Raw genomic sequence first — 25,015 nt, forward strand, 5'->3', positions numbered from 1 at the left:
CTTGCTCATTGCAAGATGAGGGCGTACATTAATAGAAAGATATAAACATAAGGAAACATCCGATGAATCCTATCCGTCTGACCTTATTGTTTGGCGCCGTTGCATTGCTTGCCGCCTGTGCCACCACGCCTGAGCAAAAAGCTGCACGCGCCCAAGCGCAGAAACGCTATGAACAGGATCTTCAAGTCAATCTTGCTGCCCAATGCGATCAGGAAACTGCCGCACTGATCCGCCGCAAATTTGACGAAGAAGGCAAACCCGGTGTAGCAACCGCGGAACAAAAAGCCTTCCGCCTCAAATATATCGACAAAGTTTCCGACCCGATGTTCCAAGCCTGCTACAAAATGGCATGGCAAAACTATATTTCCCAAGAGCAGCTGCGCGAAGCACGTTACTATCGCTATTACGACGATTGGGGATATCCGTTTGGCCGTTATCCTTGGTGGTGGTAAGGTATTAACAAACTTTAGGGCCGTCTGAAAGCATATATTTATTGGTTTCAGACGGCCTAAGGTTTATTGAAACGGCAATAACGTTTACAATAGCCGCCTATTCAAACACAATACCCACCACCCATGAACATCTGGCTTGGACAGCGACACGCGCCCAAATTTCCGCAAGGAGCCGCCGTAACCATCGGCAACTTCGATGGCGTACACCTCGGGCACAAACACATTCTACAAAAACTCAAACGAGAGGCAGACCAGCGCGGTCTGCCTGTTGTCGTTGTTGTTTTTGAGCCTCAGCCCAAAGAATTTTTTGCGCGCAAAGCCGGGAAAAAGTTGCCTTACCGCATCAGTCCGCTGCGTACCAAATTGCGCCTTTTGCGTGAAACCGGCTGCGTGGATGCCGTTTGGGTTTTGCGCTTTAACCAAACTTTCTCCGAGATGAGCGCGCAAGTGTTTATCGACCGGCTTTTGCGAAAAACGCTCAATACGCGTTATCTGCTGATTGGCGACGATTTCCGTTTCGGTGCGGGTCGGGAAGGCTGTTTTGAACTTTTGGCACAACAGCCCGATATGCAAACCGAGTGCACACCGTCCGTTATCGTTGAAGACATCCGCACCAGCAGTACCGCCGTCCGCCAAGCCCTTTCAGACGGCAAGTTGGAATACGCCAAAAAACTGTTGGGGCACGATTACGTGTTAAGCGGCAAGGTCAAGCACGGGCAAAAGCTCGGCCGCACCATCAACGCGCCTACCGCCAACGTCCAGCTTCCCCCGTATCATTATGCGCTAAGCGGCGTATTTGTCGTTGAGGCAGACGGCACATTCGGTACGCGCCGAGGCGTGGCCAGCTTTGGTTTTAACCCCACTGTCAGCAACAACCGCTCGCAAAAGTTGGAAGTCCACCTGTTCGATTTCAGCGGCGATTTGTACGGACAACGCATCTTCGTCCGCTTCCTGCACAAACTGCGTGACGAGAAAAAATTTGAAAGTATCGAAGCATTGAAAACCCAAATTTTGCAAGATATGGAAGATGCGAGGGTTTGGGAAGCATAGAAACGCTTCTATACGCTTATAAAATCAAGACAATTGGGCTACAATAAGTCCTTTGATTCTTTCAGACGGCCTGTTCTTTTCAAAATGAGCAATCAGGCCGTCTGAAACCGAAATACCGCAACAATAGAGATTAGAAAATGACCGATTACAGTAAAACCGTAAACCTGCTCGAGAGCCCGTTTCCAATGCGCGGTAATCTTGCCAAGCGCGAGCCTGCATGGCTGAAAAGTTGGTACGAGCAAAAACGCTACCAAAAACTGCGCGAAATCGCTAAAGGCCGTCCGAAATTTATTCTGCACGACGGTCCTCCGTATGCCAACGGTGACATCCACATCGGTCATGCCGTCAATAAAATCCTCAAAGACATCATTATCCGCAGCAAAACCCAAGCCGGTTTTGACGCGCCTTATGTACCGGGTTGGGACTGCCACGGTTTGCCTATTGAAGTAATGGTGGAAAAACTGCATGGTAAAGACATGCCTAAAGCCCGTTTCCGCGAATTGTGCCGCGAATATGCCGCCGAACAGATTGCCCGTCAGAAAAAAGACTTTATCCGCTTGGGCGTGTTGGGCGACTGGGATAATCCTTACCTGACCATGGATTTCAAAACCGAAGCCGATACCGTGCGTATGCTCGGTGAAATCTACAAATCCGGCTATCTCTACCGCGGCGCGAAACCAGTTCAATTCTGCTTGGACTGCGGCTCTTCCTTGGCTGAAGCGGAAGTGGAATATAAAGACAAAGTATCGCCTGCGATTGACGTTGCCTATCCGTTTAAAAACACTGCCGCGCTTGCCGCCGCATTCGGTTTGGCAAGTATCGAAGGCAAAGCGTTTGCCGTTATCTGGACAACCACGCCTTGGACTTTGCCTGCGAGCCAAGCTGTGTCAGCTGGCGCAGACGTGGTGTATCAATTGATTGATACGCCTAAAGGCAAATTGGTGTTGGCCAAAGATTTGGCAGAAGACGCGCTTAAACGTTACGGCTTCACTTCAGACGACCTGAAAGTATTGGCAGAAACCACAGGCGACAAGCTGGAAAACCTGCATATGAATCATCCGTTCCTCGAACGCGATATTCCCATGCTCAACGGCGAACATGTGACCACCGATGCCGGTACCGGTTTGGTGCATACTGCGCCTGCGCATGGTCTGGAAGACTACGCTGTCTGCAATAAATACGGCATCGAGCTTTACAACCCTGTCAACGCCGAAGGCAAATACATCAGCGAAACACCTCGTGTCGCTGGTATGCGCGTTTGGGAAGCCAATCCCGTTATCCTGCAATGGTTGGAAGAAACCGGTAACCTCTTGGCAAGCAGCAAAATCGAACACAGCTACGCCCACTGCTGGCGCCACAAAACGCCGTTGATTTACCGTGCGACCGGCCAATGGTTTGTCGGTATGGACAAAGCAGGTGCTGACGGTAAAACCCTGCGCGACAAAGCCATCAAAGCCGTTGATGACACTGAATTCTTCCCGTCATGGGGTCGTGCGCGTTTGGAAGCCATGATTGAAGGCCGTCCTGACTGGGTGGTTTCGCGCCAACGCTACTGGGGCACGCCGATGACTTTCTTTGTTCACAAAGAAACCGGTGAGCTGCATCCGAACTCTGCTGAGCTTTTGGAGAAAGTAGCACAACGCATCGAAGAAAAAGGCATCGAAGCATGGTTCTCTCTTGATAAGAGCGAACTCTTGAGCGCGGAAGATTGCGAAAATTACGACAAACTTTCCGACACGATGGACGTATGGTTCGACTCCGGCTCGACCCATTATTCCGTCTTGAAACAACGCGAAGAATTGGAATGGCCGGCTGACTTGTACCTTGAAGGCAGCGACCAACACCGCGGCTGGTTCCAATCGTCTATGTTGACTGGTTGTGCCTCATCCATGTGTCGTGCGCCATACAAACAGCTGCTGACCCACGGTTTTGTGGTTGACCAAAACGGCCGCAAAATGTCGAAATCCATCGGCAATGTCGTTGCACCACAAGAAGTTTACAACGAATTCGGCGCAGACATCCTGCGTCTGTGGGCGGCATCCACCGATTACAGCGGCGAATTGGCGATTTCCAAAGAAATCCTCAAGCGCGTAACCGAAAGCTACCGCCGTATCCGCAATACCTTGAGCTTCCTGTTTGCCAACCTCAACGACTTCAATCCTATTGAAGATGCCGTGCAACAGGCAGACATGGTGGAAATCGACCGCTACGCCGTGGTATTGGCACGTCAGCTGCAAGAGCGTCTGGCAGGCGATTACTATCCGCGCTACGCCTTCCACTTCGCCGTAAAAGACATTGTTTCTTTCTGCTCGGAAGACTTGGGCGCGTTCTACCTCGATATCCTGAAAGACCGCCTCTACACCACCAAAGCAGACAGCCATGCACGCCGCAGCGCGCAAACTGCCCTGTATCACATCACACGCAGTTTGGTTCTGCTGATTGCTCCGATTTTGTGCTTTACCGGCGAGGAAGCATGGGACATCATCGGTGGCGGCGAAGAAGACAGCGTCCTCTTCCATACCTGGCATGAGTTCCCGTCTATCAATGAAAAAGCCGAAGCCGAATTGGTGAAAAAATGGACGGCAATCCGCGAAGCACGCGAAGCGGTAACTGCCGCCATCGAGCCTCTGCGTACGGATAAAACCGTCGGTTCTTCATTGCAAGCCGAAACCGAAATTACGGCTCCGGAAGAAATTGCCGACTATCTGAACACTTTGGGCGAAGAATTACGCTTTGCTTTGCTGGTGTCTAAAGCTGAAGTGAAAGTCGGTAATGAACTTGCTGTGACCGCTAAAGCCAGCGATGGTGAAAAATGCGAACGCTGCTGGCACTACACCCACGATGTGGGCACGGTTGCAGGCCATGAAACCATCTGTAAACGTTGTGCCGACAACGTTGACGGCAAAGGCGAAGACAGACATTACGCATAATTGTTTGGTCTAAATAAAGGCCGTCTGAAAACTTTGGTAATAGGTTTTCAGACGGCCTTTGTTTATTGAATCTGTTTCGTATAGCGAATAGATTTTGAAGGGTAATTGGGATTTGTAGTTTTGATAAATAGAGATAGTCAGTATAGGTATAGTGGATTTGACGTATATTGAGAAATATATTCTCGTAGAAAGCACTTTTCAAAGGGTCTTACTTATCCGTGGAGTATGGACGTATTTTGAACCTTCAAATAGCCTCATATTTGCATTTTCTCATTAAACGGAAACTATATTTCTCTTTCGTTTTATCCAATATAAAAGGCCGTCTGAAACAAGTTTTCAGACGGCCTTCAGCTATTCTATTGCTAAGTAGAAATTAGCGTGCAGAGCAAGAAGTTTCTACTTTGTTGCCGTATGGGTCAGTGAAGCCGAAGAATGCTTCGCTGCCTTTTTGATGCCATTCAGCGCCTTTGCCGAACAGGCCTTGGTTGGCAACATAGCGTTCGCCTGAACCTGCAACGGCAGAAGACAGGGTGGCAACTTTGTCGTCAAGGCGTAATTCAACTTGATCGGTGCTCAGGTTGCGGACTTGTACAGACAGACCGTTTTCGCAGCTGAATGATTGAACACGGGCATCATGATCGTGTGCACGGCCGTGGTCATGATTGTGCTCGTGACGGTGACCATGGTCATGTTGATGGGCTTCGGGTGCGGCACAGGCAGCGAGGCTCATGGCGGCGGCAATTGCGAGCAGGGCTTTTACTTTCATTTTTGACTCCTATGGTCAGTGTTGAAGGAAGAATGTAGCGGCATGTTATAAATATCTTTATGGCTTCACAATAGAGATAACCATTATTTACTTTTCTTCCTGTTTCCGGGAGTATGGCAGGATTTTTTGTAGTTTTGATATGAATGATTAATGCCGTTTGAAAAAAAGCCGCACTTGCGCTAGAGGTAAACGAAAGTGCGGAAAATTCAGAGAGTTACATTGAAATATGGGTTGGCCGTTTAACGTTGGCGTGCTTTAAAGCGGGGGTTGCTCTTGCAAATAACGTACACTTTGCCTTTTCGGCGGACAATTTGGCAGTCGCGGTGTCGTTTTTTTGCAGTTTTTAGGGATGAGAGGACTTGCATCATTTATCCTTTCTGAAAGAAGACATCATGGATTGGTAACGTTGGTTGAACTTGCTGGCGCGGCCTTCGACATTGACATTGCGTTGTTTGCCTGTGTACACGGGGTGGGACGCGGAAGAAGTATCAAGCGAAAAGAGGGGATACTCTATGCCGTCTTTCCAAACCATGGTTTTTCCGTGTGTATTGGCACATGAACGGATGAGCCATCCTTGGTCTGCGCCGCTGTCGTAAAACAGGACGGTACGATAGTTGTCCGGGTGGATATCGGGTTTCATTTTTTTCTCCAGTGAGTGTTATGGTATAACATTATACTCCTAGAAAAAGAGCAGGCAAGTGTTTTTTGTTTTTCTTTATCACGGGATTGCGGCATTTTGATAAAATATGCGGTTTCAGACGGCCTTTTTTTCATGAGGCCGTCTGAAACATTTTGTTTTCTGATGATAGGAATATGATGTATCTGCATAAGGGTTTCAGATTGGGCGGTGCGGTAAGCAAGGTAATGCCGATTGTCCATGTATTGTCCAAGCTGGGGCTGTTGTTTTCATTGCTGTTGGCCGTGCCGACACTGATGTCGTATTTTTATCACGACAGCGCATTTTTCGTGTTTGCCTATACGGCTTTGACGGTATTGCTGGTATCGTGCGTTACTTGGGTGCTGACTTTGCGTTTCAACCGTGAGTTGCGGCCGCGTGACGGATTCACCCTGGTACTGATGCTGTGGCTGGCTTTTGCTGTCGTGGCGGCGATGCCGATTTATTTCTATATGCCGTCCATGAGTTTCACCGATGCGTTTTTTGAAGCGATGTCGGGGCTGACGACAACGGGGGCAACAGTGATTTCCGGCTTGGATACGCTGGCGCCGTCGGTGAATTTTTGGCGGCACATGCTCAACTGGCTCGGCGGTATGGGTATTATCGTGCTGGCTGTGGCGATTTTGCCGATGTTGGGCGTGGGGGGGACGCAGCTTTTCAAAGCGGAAATTCCGGGTATGGATAAGGAAAGCAAGATGGCTCCCCGTATTTCGCAAGTGGCCAAACGGCTGTGGTTTGCTTATGCGCTGACAACTGCTGCCGCCTTTGTATCCTTGCATATTGCCGGTATGGGTTGGTTTGATGCCTTGTGCCATGCGATGTCGGCAGTGGCCTTGGGCGGTTTTTCGACACATGATGACAGCGTTGCCTATTTTGATTCCGTAGCAGTCGAATGGACGTTGATGTTTTTTACTGTATGGGGCGGTATCAATTTTGCCAGCCACTTTACTGCACTGGGCAACCGCTCTTTGCAGGTGTATTGGAAAGATGAAGAATGCCGTTCCATGTTGTTAGTTTTGTCGGGCAGTATTTTGATTTCGGCATTGTATTTATGGCAACAGGACGTTTATCAAAGCCTTGGCGAAGCTTTGCGCTTTGTCAGCTTCAACTTTGTGTCCATCGGATTGGCCAGCGGTTTCTCCAATGCTGACTTTGCCCAATGGCCGCTGATTGTGTCGCTGTGGATGTTTTTCCTGTCGAACGTATTGGCAAGCTCAGGCTCTATGGGTGGCGGTATTAAAAATGTGCGTGCGTTAGTGTTGTTCAAATTCAGCTTGCGCGAAATGCTGATTTTGCTGCACCCGCGTGCGGTTCGTACGGTAAAGGTCAACAACCGCTCCATTCCGGATCGCATGGCGCTGACCGTCATGTCGTTCATCTTTATTTATTTTATGACGGTCATCGTATTCAGCTTTTTACTGATGGCGGCAGGCTTGGACTTTTTATCCGCCTTTACGGCAGTCATTGCCTGTATTACCAATGCAGGACCGGGTTTAGGTGCAGTTGGTCCGTCGCATAATTATGCCGCGCTGAGCGATGTACAGAAGTGGCTGTGTACGGCGGTGATGTTGTTGGGACGTTTGGAGATTTTTACCGTTCTGATTTTGCTGACTCCGGCATATTGGAAGAAATAAGTTTGAGAAAAAGGCCGTCTGAAATTTCAGACGGCCTTTTTATAATGGCTGGGCTTAAGCGTATTGTTTGAGCAATTCTTTGAATTGTTCGCCAGTTTCAGGGTGTTTCAAACCATAAGCCACGGTTGCTTCAAGGTAACCCAATTTGCTGCCGCAGTCGTAGCGTTTGCCATCAAAAGCATGAGCCAATACAAACTCATGGTCGAGCAGGCGGGCGATACCGTCTGTCAGTTGGATTTCGTTACCGGCGCCTCGGGGCAGGTTGGTCAACAAGTCAAAAATACGCGGAGTCAGGATGTAGCGGCCGACAACAGCAAGGTTGGAAGGCGCTTCTTCCGGTTTTGGTTTTTCAATGATATTGGTGATACGTTGATAGCTTTTCAGTTTTTCAACTTCAACGATACCGTAAGAGCCTGTTTGGGAAGGATCAATGGTTTCAACGCCTAAAACGCTGTTACCGCTTTGGTTGTACACATTGACCATTTGTTTTAATGCACCTTTAGGCGCATCAATCAAATCGTCTGCCAAAATAACAGCAAAAGGCTCATCGCCAACGGCAGCTTGAGCGCATAACACGGCATGACCCAAACCCAATGCTTCAGTTTGACGTATGTACAAGCAGGTAATATTCGGAGGAAGGATATCGCGAACGTGTGCCAACAGCTTGTCTTTTTGACGCAATTCCAATTCGGTTTCCAACTCGTATGCCTTGTCGAAGTGATCTTCGATGCTGCGTTTGTTACGGCCAGTGATGAACACCATTTCGGTACAGCCGGCTTCAACCGCTTCTTCAACTGCATATTGAATCAGAGGTTTGTCCACAATAGGCAGCATTTCTTTGGGGCTGGCTTTGGTCGCAGGCAAGAAACGGGTGCCCATACCGGCAACGGGGAAGACGCATTTTTTAATGGGTTTCATATTGGTATCCTATTTTGTCTGAGGGATTAGCCCCCGAAAGTGTAATTGTGTGTAACGATAATACCACATGATAAAGTATCAGGCGGCTCGAAAAAGACTGTATATACTGCCTTATCCCAGCAACGACAGCAATTCCTCTTCGCTCAAGATGGCTACGCCCAAAGTTTGAGCTTTTTCCAATTTACTACCTGCAGCTTCTCCGGCGACAACGTAGTCGGTTTTTTTGGATACGCTGCCGGAAACTTTACCGCCAGCAGCCTCAATCATGGCTTGGGCTTGGTCGCGTTTGAGTGTGGGTAAAGTCCCTGTTAATACAAAGGTTTTACCTGCCACGGCTTCATTAATGCCGTCTGAAATCGTTTCATCTTGAAGTTTAGACAGCGTTTGAGCAAAGAAAGTTTTCATATTTTCAAGCAGGGCTGCGTTTTGCGGTTTACTGCGCCATGTCTGCCAATCGGCAGGCAACGCTTTGTCGGTTTGCAAACCTTCTATGCTTTGTCCGGCAAGCTCCCACAAGGCCAGTGCTTTGGTTTCGCTGATTTTAAAATCGGGTAAGCGGGCAATCCAGCGTTGCGGTTCGGCATGGCGTAACGGCGGGATAGTGACAGCTTGGCTTTGCGGGGCAACACCTACAGCCAGCAGCTCGTCTATCATCGCCTGTTGTGCTTCTTGGGCAAAAAAGTGGGCGATGGAGTGGGCAACCACCGTGCCGATATCGGGCAGGCAGGCGAGGATGGGTTCGGGTGCATGGCGGACATGTTCGAGCGTACCGAATGCCTGTGCCAACGTTTTGGCGGTGCGTTCGCCAACGTGACGGATGCCGAGGGCAAAAAGGAAGCGGGCAAGTTCGGGTGTTTTGCTGGCTTCTATGCCTGCAAGGATGTTTTCCGCCCATTTTGTCGGCTGTTTTTTATTGTTTTTGGTAAGCAGAGTATTGCCGGTCTCGCCTTCAAAGTCTCCAATTTCACTGTTTGATGGTTCTTCTTCACTAGCTGACGCTTTATCCGCCGTTTCCTTCATTTTTTGCAGGGTTGGGATATCGAGGCGGTAGAGGTCGGCGAAATGACGAACCAAATCTTGCGCTACCAGCTGCTCGATTTGTTTTTGACCAAGTCCGTCAATGTCCATGGCTTTGCGTGAGGCGAAGTGGATTAAACCTTGCGCGCGTTGTGCTTGGCAAAGCATACCGCCGCTGCATCGGGCAACCGCTTCGCCTTCTTCGCGTTCGATTTCGCTGTGACAGATAGGGCAATGGGTAGGCAGGCGGTAGGGTTTGTGAAGCGGTTCGGCTCGGGTTTCAGAAGGTGTTTCGGCAAACAAATCGTCTTGCAGGCCGTCTGAAACGGAAATATTGCTCTCCTGCATTGGGCGACGTTCAAAAATCACGCGTACCACCTCGGGAATCACGTCTCCGGCGCGGCGCACAACAACTGTGTCACCAACGCGCACGTCTTTACGCGATACTTCGTCCTGATTATGCAGGGTGGCGTTGGTAACGGTAACGCCGCCGACGAATACAGGTTGCAGGCGGGCGACAGGGGTTACTGCACCGGTGCGCCCGATTTGTACATCAATGGCTTCGACAATGGTCAATGCTTCTTCGGCAGGAAATTTGTGGGCAATGGCCCAGCGCGGCGCGCGTGAGATGAAACCCAGTTTTTCTTGTTGCGCCAAGCTGTTGACTTTGACCACCATGCCGTCGATTTCATAAGGCAAAGTAGGGCGTTTTTGCTGCATTTGCTCGTAAAACGCTAATACTTCATTGATATTTGGGAAACAGCCGAAATTACCATCGGGCAGGCTGAAGCCAAGCTCTTTACAGTAGCTCAGCTCTTGTAGGTGTTCTTCTGCGATAAAACCGCCTTGTTGTCGGGCGATGGAATAGGGGAAGAAATGTAGTTTGCGCTGTGCCGTAATGCGTGAATCAAGTTGGCGCAAACTACCGGCGGCGGCATTGCGCGGATTGGCGAAAGGTTTTTGTCCGTTTTCAGCTTGTCGTGCGTTTAAAGCGGCAAAATCGGCTTTGAGCATCAGTACTTCGCCGCGTATTTCGATAAGCTCGGGGATATTTTCTCCATGCAGGCGCAAGGGGATGTTGGATACGGTTTTGACGTTTTGGGTAACGTCTTCGCCTGTTGTGCCGTCGCCACGGGTTGCCGCTTGAGTCAATACGCCATCGCGGTACAGTAGACTGATGGCCAGACCGTCAAATTTAGGTTCGATAACGTATTCCGGTTTTTCTCCGTTTAATCCTCCACGAACGCGCTCATCAAAAGCATACATTTCGGCATGGTCGAACACGCCGTTTTCGTCTTGTGGCGAGAAGGCGTTGGTCAGCGACAGCATCGGTATTTCGTGGCGTACTTCGGCAAAGCCTGCTAAAGGCTCGCCACCGACACGTTGGGTCGGGCTGTCGGGCAGTTTGAACTCGGGGTAGTTTCGCTCCAATGCCTCGAGCTCGCGGAACAATTTGTCGTATTCGGCGTCGGGTACGCTGGGCGCATCTAGGGTGTAGTATTCGTAGGCGTAGCGGTTGAGGAGGTCGGTCAGGTATTTGATACGTTGTGCGGTCGGATTCATGAGCAATCGAAATAGAGTTTTCAGACGGCCTGATGATAGAGAGGCCGTCTGAAAATCGATGAATATTGAAGATGAAGGGATTTTACCTGAAAAAAAGCGGATATGCCGTCATTGCATATCCGCTTTTTGATTGGGGAAGTTTAAGAGAACAGGCGCAGGGCTTGTTTGCTGCCGGGTTTGATGCCGACTTTAAGCATTTCTTCCTGACGGGCCAAAACGTAGTTGCGTACGTCTTTGAGCCATTGGGTGGAAACTTCTTCCATTTGGTCGTTAACCAAATCTAAGCTGAGTTGGCCGGAGAGTTTGACTGCCAAGTCCATGAATTTGTCGAAAGTTTTTTCGCCGGCAGGAACATGCGGAATATCCAGAAGCATGCTGAAACCGCGGTAGGCTTGGTTGTCCAACAGAGGGTTGGTAAATGGTTTGTTGTCCAAAGTATGGATGGAGAACAATTGAGGATTGTTGTTGTCACCGAAATGGAACGCGCCGTCTTCGCCCAGTTTGAAGCCTGTATCTTCCACGGCGGCACGCAACTCTACGCCGCTGATATTGGAATGGGAAACCAAGTGAATGGCGATGGTTTGGTCAACACGCGCACAGAATTGGTCGAGGGCTTGCGCGACTTCGGTGAACGCGTCCAAGTCGGTATGCAAAACTTTGCCGTCCATCAGCTGGGCAAAAGCATCAACCTGTTGGTCGAAGTGTTGCAGCTCTTCACGCGCGGCCAAACCGTTGCGGCTGACAGCTTGCAGGCCCATAACGAAGCCTTGGTAGTAAACGCCCGGAATCGGCTCGGCAACGCGGAAATGGTCGTCCATGGTGCAACCGATGATTTGGAAGCGGTGTGTGCTGGAAAGGCGCGGCAGGGCGTGCAATTCTTGGGCTTGTTTCAGGGAGATGTAGGCCATGTAGTCGAAGCGCGGGTCAAACCAAGGCAACTCGACTTGAGACAATTCGTCCAAGCTGATCAATGGTACTTGTGCCACAGGCTCGGCTGCGGTTCTAACCGGAGCAGAAGCGGCTTCGGCAGGGCTTACGGTAATTTCGTTGTTCAAACCGATAACGGTGTGTTGGACTTTTTCTTCTGCGGAAAAGTCGTCTTCCACAGTCAGCTCGACATCGGTTTTAAGTTGGGCAGGGTGAGCCAGTTTGGCTTTGGCTGCGTAGATTTCATCTTGTTCCTGCAGATTGCGCAATGCCTCTTCGGTTTTTTTGTTTTTCTTGATAAACAAACCTTGGCCGCCGGTTTCTTTGCTGTCGCGGACGTGCTTGGTTTTGCTGGTCAAAAGTGCATCCTTATCGGAATGGCCGAATTGTTCGCGCACTTGTTTGCGGTATTGGTTTTCCTGGTACATGTTGTAACCGATGACCGCCAAAAGGGCGGCGAGGGCTAAGACGATGAAAATCATGGAGTAATCACTTTTTAAAAAGGCAGCATTCCGTCTTTTTCAGGGTGCGGAATCTTGCTGCGCGGGCAGTTCGTTGGAGCCGGACTTTATGCGTCCGAATGAATAGCTGAATTATAACGAAAATAGACGGTTGTGACAGCATTATGTCTGCCAATCATCGTTCAGTCCGTTTGAAAGTTATCCGCGCCGGATGGGGAAACCTGCTTTTTGAAGGCGAGGCCAATCAAAGAAATGTCCGGGATCGGTTTTCCTGTCCAGCGCGATGTCCTGATGACCGGTAACGGTCTGAATCGGATAATGCTCGGAAATAGCGGTCAGCAAGGCTTGCAGGCTGGTGTATTGTGCTTCGGTAAAAGGCTCGAAATCGCAGCCTTCCAATTCGATACCGATGGAAAAAGCATTGCATTTTTCTCTGCCTTGAAACGACGATACGCCGGCATGATAGGCCATGTCGTCGCAGGAAACGAATTGGACGGTTTCGCCCTCACGGCTGATGAAAAAATGGCTGGAGACGCGCAGGGTGTGGATGATGCTGAAGAAAGGATGCTCGTCAGGGTTGATTTGGTTGGTAAACAATTTTTCTACTGCTCCTGTGTTGTACTCAAAAGGAGGAAGGGAAATATTATGGAGGACAACCAATGAGATGTCTTCATCCGGTTCTCGCGGGCTGAAATTGGGCGAATGAGTTTGACGTGCATTCAGCCAACGGCCGTTTTGCCAAGTGTTTTTTGAAGGGGAATTCATGGTTTCAGACGGCCTTTCAGGATAGGAAAACATACGTTGGGGAAGGTGGCAGGCGTGGTGCGCTTGTTTTCGGTTATACTGTCGCCCGACACATTCACAAACCAAGAATCCTACCATGCTGAAAAAATTGTTGAAATGGCTGGCCGTATTTTTGACGGCATTTGCCGCCGTGGTTGCCGCATTGTTGTTTGTTCCGAAAGACAACGGCAAACCATACCGTATTACCGTTGCTAAGAATCAAGGTATCTCTTCCGTCAGCCGTAAACTGGCTCAAGACGGCATTGTTTATAACCGTTATGTGCTGGTAGCCGCCGCATATGTGATGGGCGTACACAACCAACTCAATGCCGGCTCTTACCGCCTGTCTGCCAAAGTATCGGCTTGGGACATTTTAAAACGCATTAAAAAAGGCCGTCCTGACTCGGTCAGCGTGCAAATTTTGGAAGGCGCGCGGTTTGCACAAATGCGCCGTATTATCGACAACACTGCCGATATTGCCCACGATACGCGCGGTTGGAGCGATGAAAAACTGATGGCCGAAGTAGCGCCCGATGCTTTGAGCAGCAATCCTGAAGGACAGTTTTTCCCGGATAGTTACGAAATTGATGCCGGCGGCAGCGATCTTCAAATTTACAAAATCGCTTACCGTAAAATGCGGGAAAACCTGAAAGAAGCATGGGAAGATCGTCAAAGCGGCCTACCTTATAAAAATCCGTACGAAATGCTGATTATGGCGAGTCTGATTGAAAAAGAAACCGCGCACGAAGACGACCGCGCCCATGTGGCCGCCGTATTCGTCAACCGCCTGAATATCGGCATGCGCCTGCAAACCGACCCGACCGTTATCTATGGCATGGGCGATGCGTATAAAGGCAGAATCCGCAAAGCCGACCTGCAACGCGATACGCCTTACAATACCTATACGCGCAGCGGTTTGACGCCGACGCCGATTGCGCTTCCCGGCAAGGCCGCGCTTGAAGCGGCGGGTCATCCGTCTGATGAAAAATATCTGTATTTCGTCTCAAAAATGGATGGTACGGGCTTGAGCGAGTTCAGCCACAACCTTTCTGAACACAACGCTGCCGTACGCAAATATATTTTGAAGAAATAAACCGAATAGGCCGTCTGAAACATTTATAATCCTGTTTCAGACGGCCTTTAAATTGACGATATCCATATGAAACCTAGATTTATTACCCTTGACGGCATAGACGGCGCAGGTAAATCCACCAACCTCGCCGTAATGAAAGCATGGTTTGAGAAACACAAACTGCCCGTATTGTTTACGCGGGAACCGGGAGGTACTCCGGCCGGAGAAGCATTGCGTGAAATCCTGCTCAATCCTGCCACCCAAGTCAGCCTGCGTACCGAAACCCTGCTGATGTTTGCAGCCAGACAGCAACACTTGGAAACAGTCATTCTGCCTGCCCTGAAAAACGGCACGCATGTGGTTTCAGACCGCTTTACCGATGCAACGTTTGCCTATCAAGGCGGCGGACGCGGCGTTCCCCTGCAAGATATTGATACGCTTGAGCATTGGGTACAGGGCGATTTCCGCCCAGATTTAACCTTGCTGTTGGATGTGCCTTTGGAAGTGTCAATGGCGCGCATCAACCAAACGCGTGAGAAAGATCGCTTTGAACAAGAAGAAGCCGAGTTTTTCCATCGGGTACGCGAAGTATATCTGCAACGTGCTAACGAACAGCCGGAACGCTATGCCGTCATCGACAGCAGACAAAGTCTGGACGCGGTAAAAAATCAGATTGAAACCGCGCTAGACAGTCATTTTGGATTGAATGTTTAAGTTTAAATAAAATGCCGTCTGAAAGAAGGGTAGTGTGGCGAAGAAATATTATTACAGAAGTTTTTAGACATAAAACCAAATAAAACGAAATATCAAAACAAATGTAATAAATATCGGTATGCGCCACCAAAAGAACATGATAAAATTACGGTCCCTTACAAAGCCGGTCTGTTAACAACCCGACTTTAGAAATTTTAAACGTCTGAAGCAGCCTGTTTCAGACTTGTTCGCTGTAAAATCTCTCTCGCAAACAGGATCGATAAATGGAAAATTCATTAAAAGAAGCCGCCCTGCAGTTCCACGAATTCCCCGTGCCGGGCAAAATCTCCGTTACCCCAACCAAATCTCTGGCTACGTCTAAAGACTTGGCGTTGGCGTACTCTCCGGGCGTAGCCGCTCCTTGTATGGAAATCCATGCCGATCCGCAAACTGCCTATAAATACACTGCCAAAGGCAATTTGGTTGCCGTGATTTCCAACGGTACCGCAGTGTTGGGTTTGGGCAACATCGGCGCATTGGCCGGTAAACCTGTAATGGAAGGCAAAGGCGTATTGTTCAAAAAATTCGCCGGCGTTGACGTATTCGATATCGAAATCGATGAAAAAGACCCGCAAAAACTGGTAGACATCATCGCTTCTTTGGAACCGACTTTCGGCGGTATCAACCTCGAAGACATCAAAGCGCCTGAGTGCTTCTACATCGAACGCGAATTGCGCAAACGTTGCAAAATCCCTGTATTCCACGACGACCAACACGGTACCGCCATCATTACCGCTGCCGCTGTACTGAACGCTTTGCGTTATACCGGCCGTAAAATCGAGGAAGCGACCTTGGTGTGCTCCGGCGCAGGTGCCGCAGCGATTGCTTGCTTGAACCAATTGCTGGATTTGGGTCTGAAACGTGAAAACGTAACTGTCTGCGACTCCAAAGGCGTGATTTACAAAACCCGCGAAGACAAAGACCGTATGGACGAGTCCAAACAGTTCTACGCCATTGAAGATAACGGCCAACGCGTATTGGCCGATGCCGTTAAAGGTAAAGACATCTTCTTGGGTCTGTCCGGCGCAAACCTGCTGACGCCTGAAATGCTGAACACCATGAACGAAAAACCAATCGTGTTCGCCATGGCAAATCCGAATCCGGAAATCCTGCCTCCATTGGCAAAAGAAACCCGTCCGGATGTGGTCATCGGTACCGGCCGTTCAGACTTCCCGAACCAAGTGAACAACGTATTGTGCTTCCCATTCATCTTCCGTGGCGCATTGGATGTCGGCGCGACCACCATCAACGAAGAAATGAAACGCGCTTGCGTATACGCTTTGGCTGACTTGGCAATGGAAGAGGTAACTGAAGAAGTGATTGCTGCTTACGGTAAGAAATTTGAATTCGGTGCGGAATACCTGATTCCTACTCCATTCGACTCCCGCCTGTTGCCGCGCGTTGCTTCTGCTACCGCTAAAGCAGCTATGGAAATCGGCGTGGCTACCCGTCCAATCGCCGATTTGGATGCGTATGCTGCTAAACTGGCCGGTTTGAAATTGTAATCCGGTAAGTAGTATTTGATTGAAAAGGCCGTCTGAAAGTTGTATTTCAGACGGCCTTTTTGTTTACTGGGTATTTTAGAAATGGCTTAATGCAGCAATTGGAATGAAAAACACGATAAGCTGCTGATTCAACGGAGACGTGGGCATATGGATTGCTTTCTAAGATAGGTTTCTTATTTTTGAAGTATTTTGATTTTGCAGAATTTTTATGGGATTAAATACAATATTTTTGCCAGTTTTTTAGACAACATCAGGCCGTCTGAAATTGGGTTTTCAGACGGCCTGAGTTAATGAAACGGTTTATTTTTGCCAATAGGTTTTGACGTTGACGAATTCGTACAGTCCGAATTCGGATAGCTCCCGTCCGTAGCCTGAAGCTTTGACGCCGCCAAAGGGGAGGCGCAAGTCGCTGCTGGTGTGGCGGTTGATAAAGACAGAGCCTGCTTGGATTTTTTCGGCGTATTGCCATGCGTTTGCCGTGTCGGCTGTGTAGATACAGGCGCCGAGGCCGAAAGGTGTGTCATTGGCAAGTACGACGGCGTGATCAGGATTGTCGGCGCGTAAGATCATGGCAACCGGGCCGAAGACTTCTTCGTGCCAAACGCGGCAGTTGGGATTGACTTGATCCAATACCGTGGCAGGGTAAAACCAGCTTTCGCCATCAGGGATATAGCCGCCGCTCAAGCATTGCGCACCGTGTGCAACCGCATCTTGAACCTGCTCGTGTACGGTTTGACGCAAGTCTTCACGGTGAAGCGGGGCAAGGGTGGTGTTCGGATCTTTGGGGTTGCCGGTTTGCAGTTTGGTGCATTCGGCAAGGAAGAGCGGGATAAATTGATCGGCAATATCTTGGGTAACAATGATGCGTTTGGCGGCATTGCAGGATTGTCCGGCATCGCGGAAACGTGAATAGCAGGCATCGATGGCTGCGCGTTGCAGATCGGCGTCGGGCAGGATGATAAACGGATTGCTGCCGCCTAGTTCAAGGACGGTTTTTTTCAGATGTTTGCCTGCGTGAGCAGCCAGCAGGCGGCCGGTATGGGTTGAACCGGTAAATGCCATGGCATCGGTATCTTCAATGGATTTAAGCGTATCTTCATGGTTTAACCATGCGCCGATAAGCGGCAAACCTTTGGGGACGAGGCTGAAGAGGGTTTCGCTGACGCGGGCGACACTGGGCGCAGGTTTGACCGCGCAGGCATTGCCGGCACATAGGGCAGGGATGGCAAATCGTAAAATCTGCCAAACAGGATAGTTCCACGGCATGACTGCCAAAACAACGCCCAAAGGCTCGAAGCGGACTTGGCTGAGGCTGGCTTGGGTGGCGATGGTTTTATGGGCAAGTAGTTCAGGGGCAAGGCGGACGTAGTAGCGGATAAGCTCGATGGATTTGCTGATTTCGGCACGACATTCGTGCAGGCAACGGCCGACTTCTTCGCAAACCATTTCGGCGAGGCGTTCTTGGTTTTGGGTGAGGCTGTTGGCAAATTGCTGCAAGAGGGCGGTACGCTCGATAATGCTTGATTGTGCGAAGGTTTGCTGAAGGGTTTGGAGGCGGTTTAATTCGTAGGTGAACTCGATATAGCTTTGCACCGGTCTGCTGTAAATGGTTTCTCCGGTGAAAACGTGGGTGCTGTGAAACATGGTTGGCTCCTTTGTTTTTATGTTTTTATGAGGCCGTCTGAAAATGTTTCAGACGGCCTTTTATTGTGATAATTGTACTTCAAGCGACCAGTTGGGGAAAAATAGATTTTAAGCCGGCAACAATAATCTCTACGGAAATAGCAGCAAGCATCATGCCCATAATGCGGTTGAGGATGGTCAGGCCGGTCGTGCCCAAGCGTTTACTGATGCGCCCGGCAACGATCAGGATGAGATAGCAAATCAGGCTGACCAGAAAGCCGGAGATGATAATTAGGGCAATATCGCTGTAATTTTTGGCGGCAGAGGAGTAAATGATGACGGTAGAGATACCACCGGGGCCGATGGTAATCGGAATGGCAATGGGTACGACGGCAATGGCTTTTTCATTGCGGCGGACTTGTTGCGCACTTTGATGTTCTTCTGAATGGGAATCAATTTTGGGTTTGGCAGGATTATCGTTGCCGTTCATTAAGGAGATGGCAATCAGCAAAACCAGAATACCGCCGCCGACTTGGAAAGAGCCCACGCTGATACCGAGTACTTTCAACAAGATACCGCCGCCTAGCGCAAAGACGACAATCACGATGAAAACGGCTAGTGCGGCAGTACGCGCAATTCTGCGTTTTTCTTTGGTGCTGTGGTTTTGTGTCAGATCAAGATAAATTGAGAGCGCGCTGAAAGGATTAATCAGCACGAGAAATGCCACAAGCAGCTTGCCGATTTCTACACCCAGTTCCATATTATTCCTCGCTTTCAGTTAGGTCATCGTTATCCGCATTACGGCGGCGACGGTTTTTGTGTTCGTTGGCAATACCCATCAACAGGGCGAGTACCACCATGATGGAAAGCGTAGCCGTACCGCCGTAGCTGACCAAGGGGAGGGGGACGCCGACGACGGGCAAAATGCCGCTGACCATGCCCATGTTTACAAAGGCGTAGCAGAAAAAGGTCATGGTCAATGCGCCTGCTAGAGTACGGCTGTAAAGGGATTGCGCTTGCGCGGCAATCCACAATCCGCGTGCCAGAATGATAAGGTAAACCAGCAGTAAAAGGATATTGCCAATCAGTCCGAACTCTTCGCCGAATACTGCGAAAATAAAGTCAGTCGTTGATTCGGGAATATAGTCCAAATGGGTTTGCGTACCGTTGAGCCAGCCTTTACCCCATACACCACCCGAGCCGATGGCAATCATGGATTGGATGATGTGGTAGCCTGCGCCCAACGGGTCTTTGGTTGGGTCGAGCAGGGTGAGGACGCGGGTTTTCTGGTAGTCGTGCATGCCGTAGTTCCACAAGATCGGCAAAGCGGCCACAAAGGCAATAATGGCGGCAAAAATGGCCTTCCAAGGCAATCCGGCAAAGAAGATGACAAAAATGCCCGAAGCCATAATCAGCGCGGCTGTACCGAGGTCGGGCTGCTTCAAAATTAGGGCGACAGGAACAAGAATCAGCACGAGGGCGACAATATAATGTATCCATTTCAGACGGCCTTCATAGCGTTGGAAATACCACGCGACAGTCATGGGAATACCGATTTTCATGATTTCGGAAGGTTGGATACGGGTAAAGCCGAGACTCAGCCAACGGGTCGAGCCGTTGACGGTAACGCCGGCGACTTCGACGCCAATCAACAGTAATACGCCGACAATGTAAATAGGCAGGGCAACTTTGGCAGCCGTTTGCGGCTTGAATACGGCAATAATCCATAAAAGGGCAAAGCCCAAAACGGTATGGATGGTTTTGTTTTCCAATTGGCCGAACTCTTGCCCGTCTGCAGAATAGAGCAGGAACAGGCTCATGATGTAGATGGCGAGCATGGCAAAAAACAGCCAAGGGTCAATCGGGGCTGTAATGGTGGATTTGAAATTTTTCCACGCTGATGTGTTATTCATGATGAACCTCCGGCTGTGAGGCAGGGCTTGTCGGCGTCAGTCCGTAGGCAGATTGGAAAATGCTGGTAATAGGCTGATGTTTGTCCGTTGTTTCGGTTTTGGCCGAATCTGATTCAAGGCCATCTGAAAACTGTTGCGGCTTGACGTGAAGCATATAAAAATCAGTCATTTCACGGGCCAATGGCGCGGCATACGCACCCCAGCCGCCGTTTTCCAAAATAACGGCAATGGCGATTTCAGGTTTTTCCAATGGCGCAAACGAGATAAACCATGCGTGGTCGCGGTGTTGTTCGCGCAGGGCTGCGGCATTGTAGCGGCCGCCTTGTTTAATTTGTACGACTTGGGCCGTACCGGTTTTACCGCCCATCGTATAGGAGAGTCCGCCACCGATACGGTGCGCCGTACCACCCGGTTTCAATACTTTTTCCATTGCGCGTTTGACGTATTCGAAGTTGTCGGCTTTGAACGGAATTTGACGCTCAGGATTGGGGTTGATACGGGTAATTTTGCGCGCGCCGAAATCCAATATTTCTTTGACCAAATGCGGCTGATGGACAACACCGTTGTTGGCCAGAGATGCTGTCGCATGTGCCATTTGCAAAGGCGTGTAGGCATTGTAGCCTTGGCCGATACTGACGGAAACCATCTCGCCGGCGCGCCATTCTTTGGCAGTAGGGTCGGAAGATTTGGCAAAGCGTTTGGCTTTCCATTCGCGGCTGGGCAAAACGCCTGTGTATTCGCTGGGCAGGTCAATGCCGGTTTTCTGACCGAAACCGAATTGCGCCAGATACGGAGAGGCTTTATCGATACCCATTTCGTAACCCAAACGGTAGAAGAAGGTATCTGAGGATACTTGAATGGCTTTGCTCAAGTTGGCCGAGCCGTGACCGCTGCGGACGGAGTCGCGGAAGATATGGCGGCTGCCGGGTATGCTCCATGCGCCGGGAGCGGGGACGATGGTGTTTTGAGTGATTTTGCCGCTTTCCAACAAAGCCATGCCCATAAAGGGTTTGAATGTAGAACCCGGCGGATAAAGGCCTTGGGTAACGCGGTTGATCAAAGGCTTTTTCCAATCGTCATTCAGCATTTTCCAAGTGTCGCTGTCGATGCCATCAATAAAGAGGTTGGGATCGAAGGAAGGTTTGGAAACAAATGCCAAAACAGTACCGTCTTGCGGATTGATGGCCACCAATGCGCCACGGCGGTCGCCCAAGATGCGGTCGGCTTCCTGCTGCATGCGGATATCCATGCCTAGGCGCAAGGTTTGCCCCATTTTGGACGGGACATTTTTCAATATGCGGACGATATTGCCGTAAGCGTCTTTTTCGACTTCCTGATAGCCTGGGATGCCATGAAGCTGGTGTTCGTAATATTTTTCCAAGCCTGATTTGCCGATATGCGTACTGCCGCGATAGAGGGCAGTCAGGCCTTCTTCTTCCAGAATTTCTTTGTCTTTATCGCTAATACGGCCGATGTAGCCTAAGAAATGGGAGGTCAGCTTGCCGTAAGGATATTCGCGAAATGTGCGTGAATTGACCTCTACGCCTTTGAATTCGCGCAGATGCACGGACAAACGGGCTGCCTCTTCATCGGTCAGCCTGAGCTTGAGTGGGATATTTTCAAATTTTCGATAGCTTTCGCGGTATTTTTTGAAGCGTTTTAAATCTGTCGGCGTGATATCGACGTATTTTTTCAATGCTTCAATGACATCTTCCATCTTACCTTCGATGCGGCTGGGAATAACTTCGAGCGAAAAGACTGGATAGTTTTTGGCCAAAGGAACGCCGTTGATATCGACGATTTCGCCACGTACGGGCGGAGTTGGAATCAGGGTGATGCGGTTACTCGATGCCTGACCGGAAAACTCATTGTGTTGAGTTACTTGCAGGTAGAAGAACCGCGCCAGCAAAATGGAAAAGAAGATGACAATCAGGATAAAGGCAACGAGCAGGCGCAACAAAGCATCGGCTTGTGCTGCCTGAGCGGAAGGTTTTTTGGTATGTTGACCACCGGAAAGACGGTGTGGAAGAATCGGTTTCATCTTTTCAGTGCGCGCGGTAAATACGGGTCACGATCAGCATCAGCTGGCTGAGTATCGGCCAAAGCAGTGCGCCGACAAATGGGGCAACAAAGCCTTGCAAAGTGATGACCTGATGATTGAGGAACAGACGTGCAACAGTTAAAACGGCCTGATTGAGAAGCAGGGCAGCCAAGACAGCAGCCAATTGCATAATGTGGCCGTACAGCATGATTTGGCGGCGTCGGTTTAAGATGAAATAAGTCATCACAACGTAAGACAGGGCGTGTAATCCTAAAGTCGCGGCGGTTGCTGCATCGACAATCAGACCAATGGCAAAAGCCAGTCCCATGCCTGCACGTTGCGGCTGGTGCAATGTCCAATACAGCAACATCAGTGCCGTCATTTCAGGCAGCCAAAAGAATCCGTCAAAGGAAAATGGCATAAAGTCCAGTATCATCATCACAATGAGACTGGCCGCCATGATGTGCAGCGGTACTGCACGGTAAGAATCGTCAAAATCGTTCATGAAATCAGCGTGGGGAAGAAGGGCCGGAAGAAAGTACCAAGACAAAACGGCTGCTGCGTAAAGCGGCCAAAGGCGTCAGTTGCGTATCGTAATAAGGTGTTCCCGATGCGCGGACAACCTTGCTGACGGTTGCAACGGGAATCCCCGCCGGATAAGTACCGTCCAAACCGGAAGTCAGCAGAATATCGCCGGGTTTCAAGTCTGAGCCGGTTGGAAAATAGCGCAAATCCAAACCGTTGCCATTGCCGTATGCCAAATTGCGTTCACCGGTGCGGCTGACGGCTACGGGGACAATGCTTTGTCCGCTTGAGATCAGTTCAATTTCCGCGCTTTGTGTGTGAACTTGTGTCAACAGGCCAATCAAACCGCTTTGATCGATGACTGCATCGCCAACTTTCAAACCGTCTTGGCTGCCCTTGCCGATAATCAGTCTTTCGGAAAGCGGATCTTTGCCATTGGAAATGACTTCCGCACCGATAACGTTGTGAATGCCTTTTTGTTGCAAACCGTACAGTTTTTTCAATTCGCGCAATTCATCGGTATTGACTTTATCCCGCTGCAAATCGATTTTCAGACGGCCATTTTCTTCCAAAAGCCGGCGGTTCTGTTCCAAGAGCTCGGATTTGGACTGGGAGAGGTCGGCAAAATATTGATAAAGTTGAACAGGTTGATTGGCCAGCCATTGAACAGGATAGAGCATGGGCATTACTGCCGCACGTACAGGCTGCATCAATGAAAAGCGGTAATCAGCCACCATCAGTCCGGCAGCCAGAGCGATATAAACGACAAAACGAGGCAACAGCTTAGGGCCTTTTGCCTCGTCAAAGCGCAAAGAAGAGCGTTCCATAACCATCTACCTTATGGGTTTTCCGTAAACACGGTATCCCATTTGCCGATATAGTCCAAAGCCTTACCGGCACCATAGGCGACGCAGTTCAGAGGCTGGTCGGCAATACCGACGGGCAGGCCGGTTGCATCGGCCAAGACGGTATCGATACCGTGCAGAAGTGCGCCGCCGCCGGTCAGCATAATACCGCGGTCGGCAATGTCGCCGGCCAGTTCTGGCGGAGCCTGTTCTAAAGCCAGACGGACGGCACGGATGATTTGATTCACCGTTTCACTCAATGCTTCACGAATTTCATTTGAAGTAACCGCCAATGATTTAGGCGTACCTTCGGCCAGATCGCGGCCTTTAATGCGCATGGCTGTTTCGGTTTCAAAGCCCGAGGCAGAGCCGATTTGTTTCTTCAATTCTTCTGCCGTAGCTTCACCAATCAAGACACCGCGATGACGGCGCAGGTAATGGATGATACTTTTATCGAATTCATCGCCGGCTGCGCGGACGGAAGCAGAATAGGCCATGCCGCCCAGTGAAAGAATGCCGATTTCGGTCGTACCGCCGCCAATATCGACAATCATCGAACCTGCCGCATCTTCAATCGGCAAGCCCGCTCCCAAAGCGGCGGCCATCGGTTCTTCAATCAAATGCACGCTTGCCGCGCCGGCAGCAAACGCTGAATCCAAAATTGCTTTACGTTCCACTTGGGTAGAGCCACCCGGAACACAGATAACCACACGAGGCGGAACCAAAGACCGTCCTTCGGTGGCTTTTTTAATCAACATACCCAGCATACGCTCGGTAATCACAAAATCAGCAATCACGCCGTCCCTCATCGGGCGGACGATTTCAATATTGCGCGGCGCACGGCCCTGCATTTTTTTTGCTTCCGTGCCCACGGCCATAATTTTACTTTTATTGCCTGCGCCGGATTGAATCGCAACCATGGACGGCTCATCCAAAACAATCCCTTTGCCGCGTACAAAAATCAGCGTGTTGGCCGTGCCCAAGTCGATGGCAATATCATTGGAGAGGAAACGAGATAAAAGACGAAACATTAGGATTCCTGAAATTCCGGCCCAGCCCGGATGGTTTAGCGTTATTTAAAATAAGAAAAACAGGTACACGGTTTTAGACGGATAAATGCGACTTTAAAAGGCCGTCTGAATTAAAACACCATGCCAACCTGTTTAGTTTTCGGTTATAATTCTTCGCTTCATAGAAGACGAAATGCAATGATACCCCAAACCCAAGAGGCATTGCTATCAGACAAGGATTTTTTATGGCTTTAAGCTTAAATGATGTGGAAAAAATCGCAAAACTCTCGCGCCTCACTTTAACGGACGAAGAAAAAAACAAAACGCTTGCCGAGTTGAACGACATTTTCGCCATGGTTGAAAACATGCAAAGCGTCAATACCGACGGCATCGAACCCATGGCGCATCCGCACGAAGCCGCTTTACGCCTGCGCGAAGATAAAGTGACTGAAACCGATCACGCTGCCGAATATCAGGCTGTTGCCCCAGAAGTGCGCAACCGACTGTATATCGTTCCTCAAGTGATTGAAGAATAAGGTTTCAGACGGCCT

At 49.8% G+C, this 25,015-nt stretch carries 22 protein-coding genes; 8 read left to right on the plus strand and 14 right to left on the minus strand.

Going from position 1 to position 25,015, the window contains the following annotated elements; translation table 11 throughout:
- Positions 1-62: 62 nt before the first annotated feature.
- The 3 genes from ACTHTK_RS08490 to ileS all read left to right on the plus strand — a co-directional run bounded on the left by ACTHTK_RS08490 (position 63) and on the right by ileS (position 4,432).
- Positions 63-452 carry a hypothetical protein gene (locus ACTHTK_RS08490; protein WP_004520101.1) on the plus strand — a complete coding sequence of 130 codons (390 nt, stop codon included), beginning with the start codon at positions 63-65 and terminating at the stop codon, positions 450-452.
- Between the two features lie 123 nt (positions 453-575).
- Positions 576-1,502 carry a bifunctional riboflavin kinase/FAD synthetase gene (ribF, locus tag ACTHTK_RS08495; protein ID WP_107723032.1) on the plus strand — a complete coding sequence of 309 codons (927 nt, stop codon included), beginning with the start codon at positions 576-578 and terminating at the stop codon, positions 1,500-1,502.
- A 137-nt stretch (positions 1,503-1,639) separates the two neighbouring features.
- Positions 1,640-4,432 (plus strand): isoleucine--tRNA ligase, encoded by a 2,793-nt coding sequence (gene ileS, locus ACTHTK_RS08500; RefSeq protein WP_440378157.1) that lies wholly within the window; start codon positions 1,640-1,642, stop codon positions 4,430-4,432.
- Between the two features lie 373 nt (positions 4,433-4,805).
- On the opposite strand, the gene ACTHTK_RS08505 is transcribed toward ileS, so the two are convergent.
- The 3 genes from ACTHTK_RS08505 to ACTHTK_RS08515 form a co-directional block, all read right to left on the minus strand.
- Positions 4,806-5,198, minus strand: coding sequence for an MliC family protein (locus ACTHTK_RS08505; RefSeq protein WP_049348337.1), 393 nt, complete (start codon positions 5,196-5,198; stop codon positions 4,806-4,808).
- Positions 5,199-5,437: 239 nt separating this feature from the next.
- The gene (gene ykgO / locus ACTHTK_RS08510) at positions 5,438-5,563 is read right to left on the minus strand and encodes a type B 50S ribosomal protein L36 (RefSeq protein ID WP_003685279.1); all 126 of its coding nucleotides are present in this window, start codon (positions 5,561-5,563) and stop codon (positions 5,438-5,440) included.
- Positions 5,563-5,838 carry a type B 50S ribosomal protein L31 gene (locus ACTHTK_RS08515; protein WP_107857537.1) on the minus strand — a complete coding sequence of 92 codons (276 nt, stop codon included), beginning with the start codon at positions 5,836-5,838 and terminating at the stop codon, positions 5,563-5,565. Before ACTHTK_RS08515 ends, ykgO begins: the two co-directional genes overlap by 1 nt.
- Positions 5,839-6,011: 173 nt before the next feature.
- Here ACTHTK_RS08515 and ACTHTK_RS08520 point away from each other — a divergent pair, with 173 nt between their 5' ends.
- Complete coding sequence (locus ACTHTK_RS08520) at positions 6,012-7,508, plus strand: TrkH family potassium uptake protein (RefSeq protein ID WP_440378158.1); 1,497 nt, start codon at positions 6,012-6,014, stop codon at positions 7,506-7,508.
- Positions 7,509-7,562: 54 nt separating this feature from the next.
- Here ACTHTK_RS08520 and galU read toward each other — a convergent pair whose 3' ends face one another.
- The 4 genes from galU to ampD all read right to left on the minus strand — a co-directional run bounded on the left by galU (position 7,563) and on the right by ampD (position 13,159).
- Positions 7,563-8,426: a UTP--glucose-1-phosphate uridylyltransferase GalU gene (gene galU / locus ACTHTK_RS08525; protein ID WP_314459615.1), complete on the minus strand. Its 864-nt coding sequence runs from the start codon at positions 8,424-8,426 to the stop codon at positions 7,563-7,565.
- 111 nt (positions 8,427-8,537) lie between these two features.
- A complete protein-coding gene (gene ligA / locus ACTHTK_RS08530; protein ID WP_440378159.1) occupies positions 8,538-11,006 on the minus strand; it encodes an NAD-dependent DNA ligase LigA in 2,469 nt (822 codons plus the stop codon).
- A 140-nt stretch (positions 11,007-11,146) separates the two neighbouring features.
- Positions 11,147-12,415 carry a cell division protein ZipA C-terminal FtsZ-binding domain-containing protein gene (locus ACTHTK_RS08535; protein WP_440378160.1) on the minus strand — a complete coding sequence of 423 codons (1,269 nt, stop codon included), beginning with the start codon at positions 12,413-12,415 and terminating at the stop codon, positions 11,147-11,149.
- Between the two features lie 177 nt (positions 12,416-12,592).
- Positions 12,593-13,159 (minus strand): 1,6-anhydro-N-acetylmuramyl-L-alanine amidase AmpD, encoded by a 567-nt coding sequence (gene ampD, locus ACTHTK_RS08540; RefSeq protein WP_440378161.1) that lies wholly within the window; start codon positions 13,157-13,159, stop codon positions 12,593-12,595.
- A 115-nt stretch (positions 13,160-13,274) separates the two neighbouring features.
- Here ampD and mltG point away from each other — a divergent pair, with 115 nt between their 5' ends.
- The 3 genes from mltG (at position 13,275) to ACTHTK_RS08555 (ending at position 16,507) form a co-directional block, all read left to right on the plus strand.
- Positions 13,275-14,270 carry an endolytic transglycosylase MltG gene (gene mltG, locus ACTHTK_RS08545; protein WP_440378162.1) on the plus strand — a complete coding sequence of 332 codons (996 nt, stop codon included), beginning with the start codon at positions 13,275-13,277 and terminating at the stop codon, positions 14,268-14,270.
- 66 nt (positions 14,271-14,336) lie between these two features.
- The gene (gene tmk / locus ACTHTK_RS08550; protein ID WP_440378163.1) at positions 14,337-14,963 is read left to right on the plus strand and encodes a dTMP kinase; all 627 of its coding nucleotides are present in this window, start codon (positions 14,337-14,339) and stop codon (positions 14,961-14,963) included.
- A gap of 263 nt (positions 14,964-15,226) precedes the next feature.
- Positions 15,227-16,507, plus strand: coding sequence for a malic enzyme-like NAD(P)-binding protein (locus ACTHTK_RS08555; RefSeq protein ID WP_107723042.1), 1,281 nt, complete (start codon positions 15,227-15,229; stop codon positions 16,505-16,507).
- 300 nt (positions 16,508-16,807) lie between these two features.
- Here ACTHTK_RS08555 and ACTHTK_RS08560 read toward each other — a convergent pair whose 3' ends face one another.
- The 7 genes from ACTHTK_RS08560 to ACTHTK_RS08590 all read right to left on the minus strand — a co-directional run bounded on the left by ACTHTK_RS08560 (position 16,808) and on the right by ACTHTK_RS08590 (position 24,485).
- Positions 16,808-18,151, minus strand: coding sequence for an aldehyde dehydrogenase family protein (locus ACTHTK_RS08560; RefSeq protein ID WP_107723043.1), 1,344 nt, complete (start codon positions 18,149-18,151; stop codon positions 16,808-16,810).
- A 79-nt stretch (positions 18,152-18,230) separates the two neighbouring features.
- Entirely contained in the window at positions 18,231-18,890 is a 660-nt protein-coding gene (locus ACTHTK_RS08565) for a MarC family protein (protein WP_107723044.1), read from the minus strand.
- Position 18,891: 1 nt separating this feature from the next.
- A complete protein-coding gene (gene rodA, locus ACTHTK_RS08570; RefSeq protein WP_107723045.1) occupies positions 18,892-20,043 on the minus strand; it encodes a rod shape-determining protein RodA in 1,152 nt (383 codons plus the stop codon).
- Positions 20,036-22,084, minus strand: a complete 2,049-nt coding sequence (gene mrdA, locus ACTHTK_RS08575) for a penicillin-binding protein 2 (protein ID WP_440378164.1) — start codon at positions 22,082-22,084, stop codon at positions 20,036-20,038. The genes rodA and mrdA overlap by 8 nt, the downstream gene beginning before the upstream one ends.
- Positions 22,085-22,088: 4 nt before the next feature.
- Positions 22,089-22,589 carry a rod shape-determining protein MreD gene (gene mreD, locus ACTHTK_RS08580; RefSeq protein WP_070850664.1) on the minus strand — a complete coding sequence of 167 codons (501 nt, stop codon included), beginning with the start codon at positions 22,587-22,589 and terminating at the stop codon, positions 22,089-22,091.
- A gap of 4 nt (positions 22,590-22,593) precedes the next feature.
- Complete coding sequence (gene mreC / locus ACTHTK_RS08585; RefSeq protein WP_440378165.1) at positions 22,594-23,436, minus strand: rod shape-determining protein MreC; 843 nt, start codon at positions 23,434-23,436, stop codon at positions 22,594-22,596.
- Between the two features lie 11 nt (positions 23,437-23,447).
- A complete protein-coding gene (locus ACTHTK_RS08590) occupies positions 23,448-24,485 on the minus strand; it encodes a rod shape-determining protein (protein ID WP_039862245.1) in 1,038 nt (345 codons plus the stop codon).
- Between the two features lie 224 nt (positions 24,486-24,709).
- Here ACTHTK_RS08590 and gatC point away from each other — a divergent pair, with 224 nt between their 5' ends.
- Positions 24,710-25,000, plus strand: coding sequence for an Asp-tRNA(Asn)/Glu-tRNA(Gln) amidotransferase subunit GatC (gatC, locus tag ACTHTK_RS08595; RefSeq protein WP_003685110.1), 291 nt, complete (start codon positions 24,710-24,712; stop codon positions 24,998-25,000).
- Positions 25,001-25,015: the final 15 nt, after the last annotated feature.

Source organism: Neisseria sp. P0006.S009 (assembly GCF_051962915.1).
Lineage (GTDB): Bacteria > Pseudomonadota > Gammaproteobacteria > Burkholderiales > Neisseriaceae > Neisseria > Neisseria subflava_E.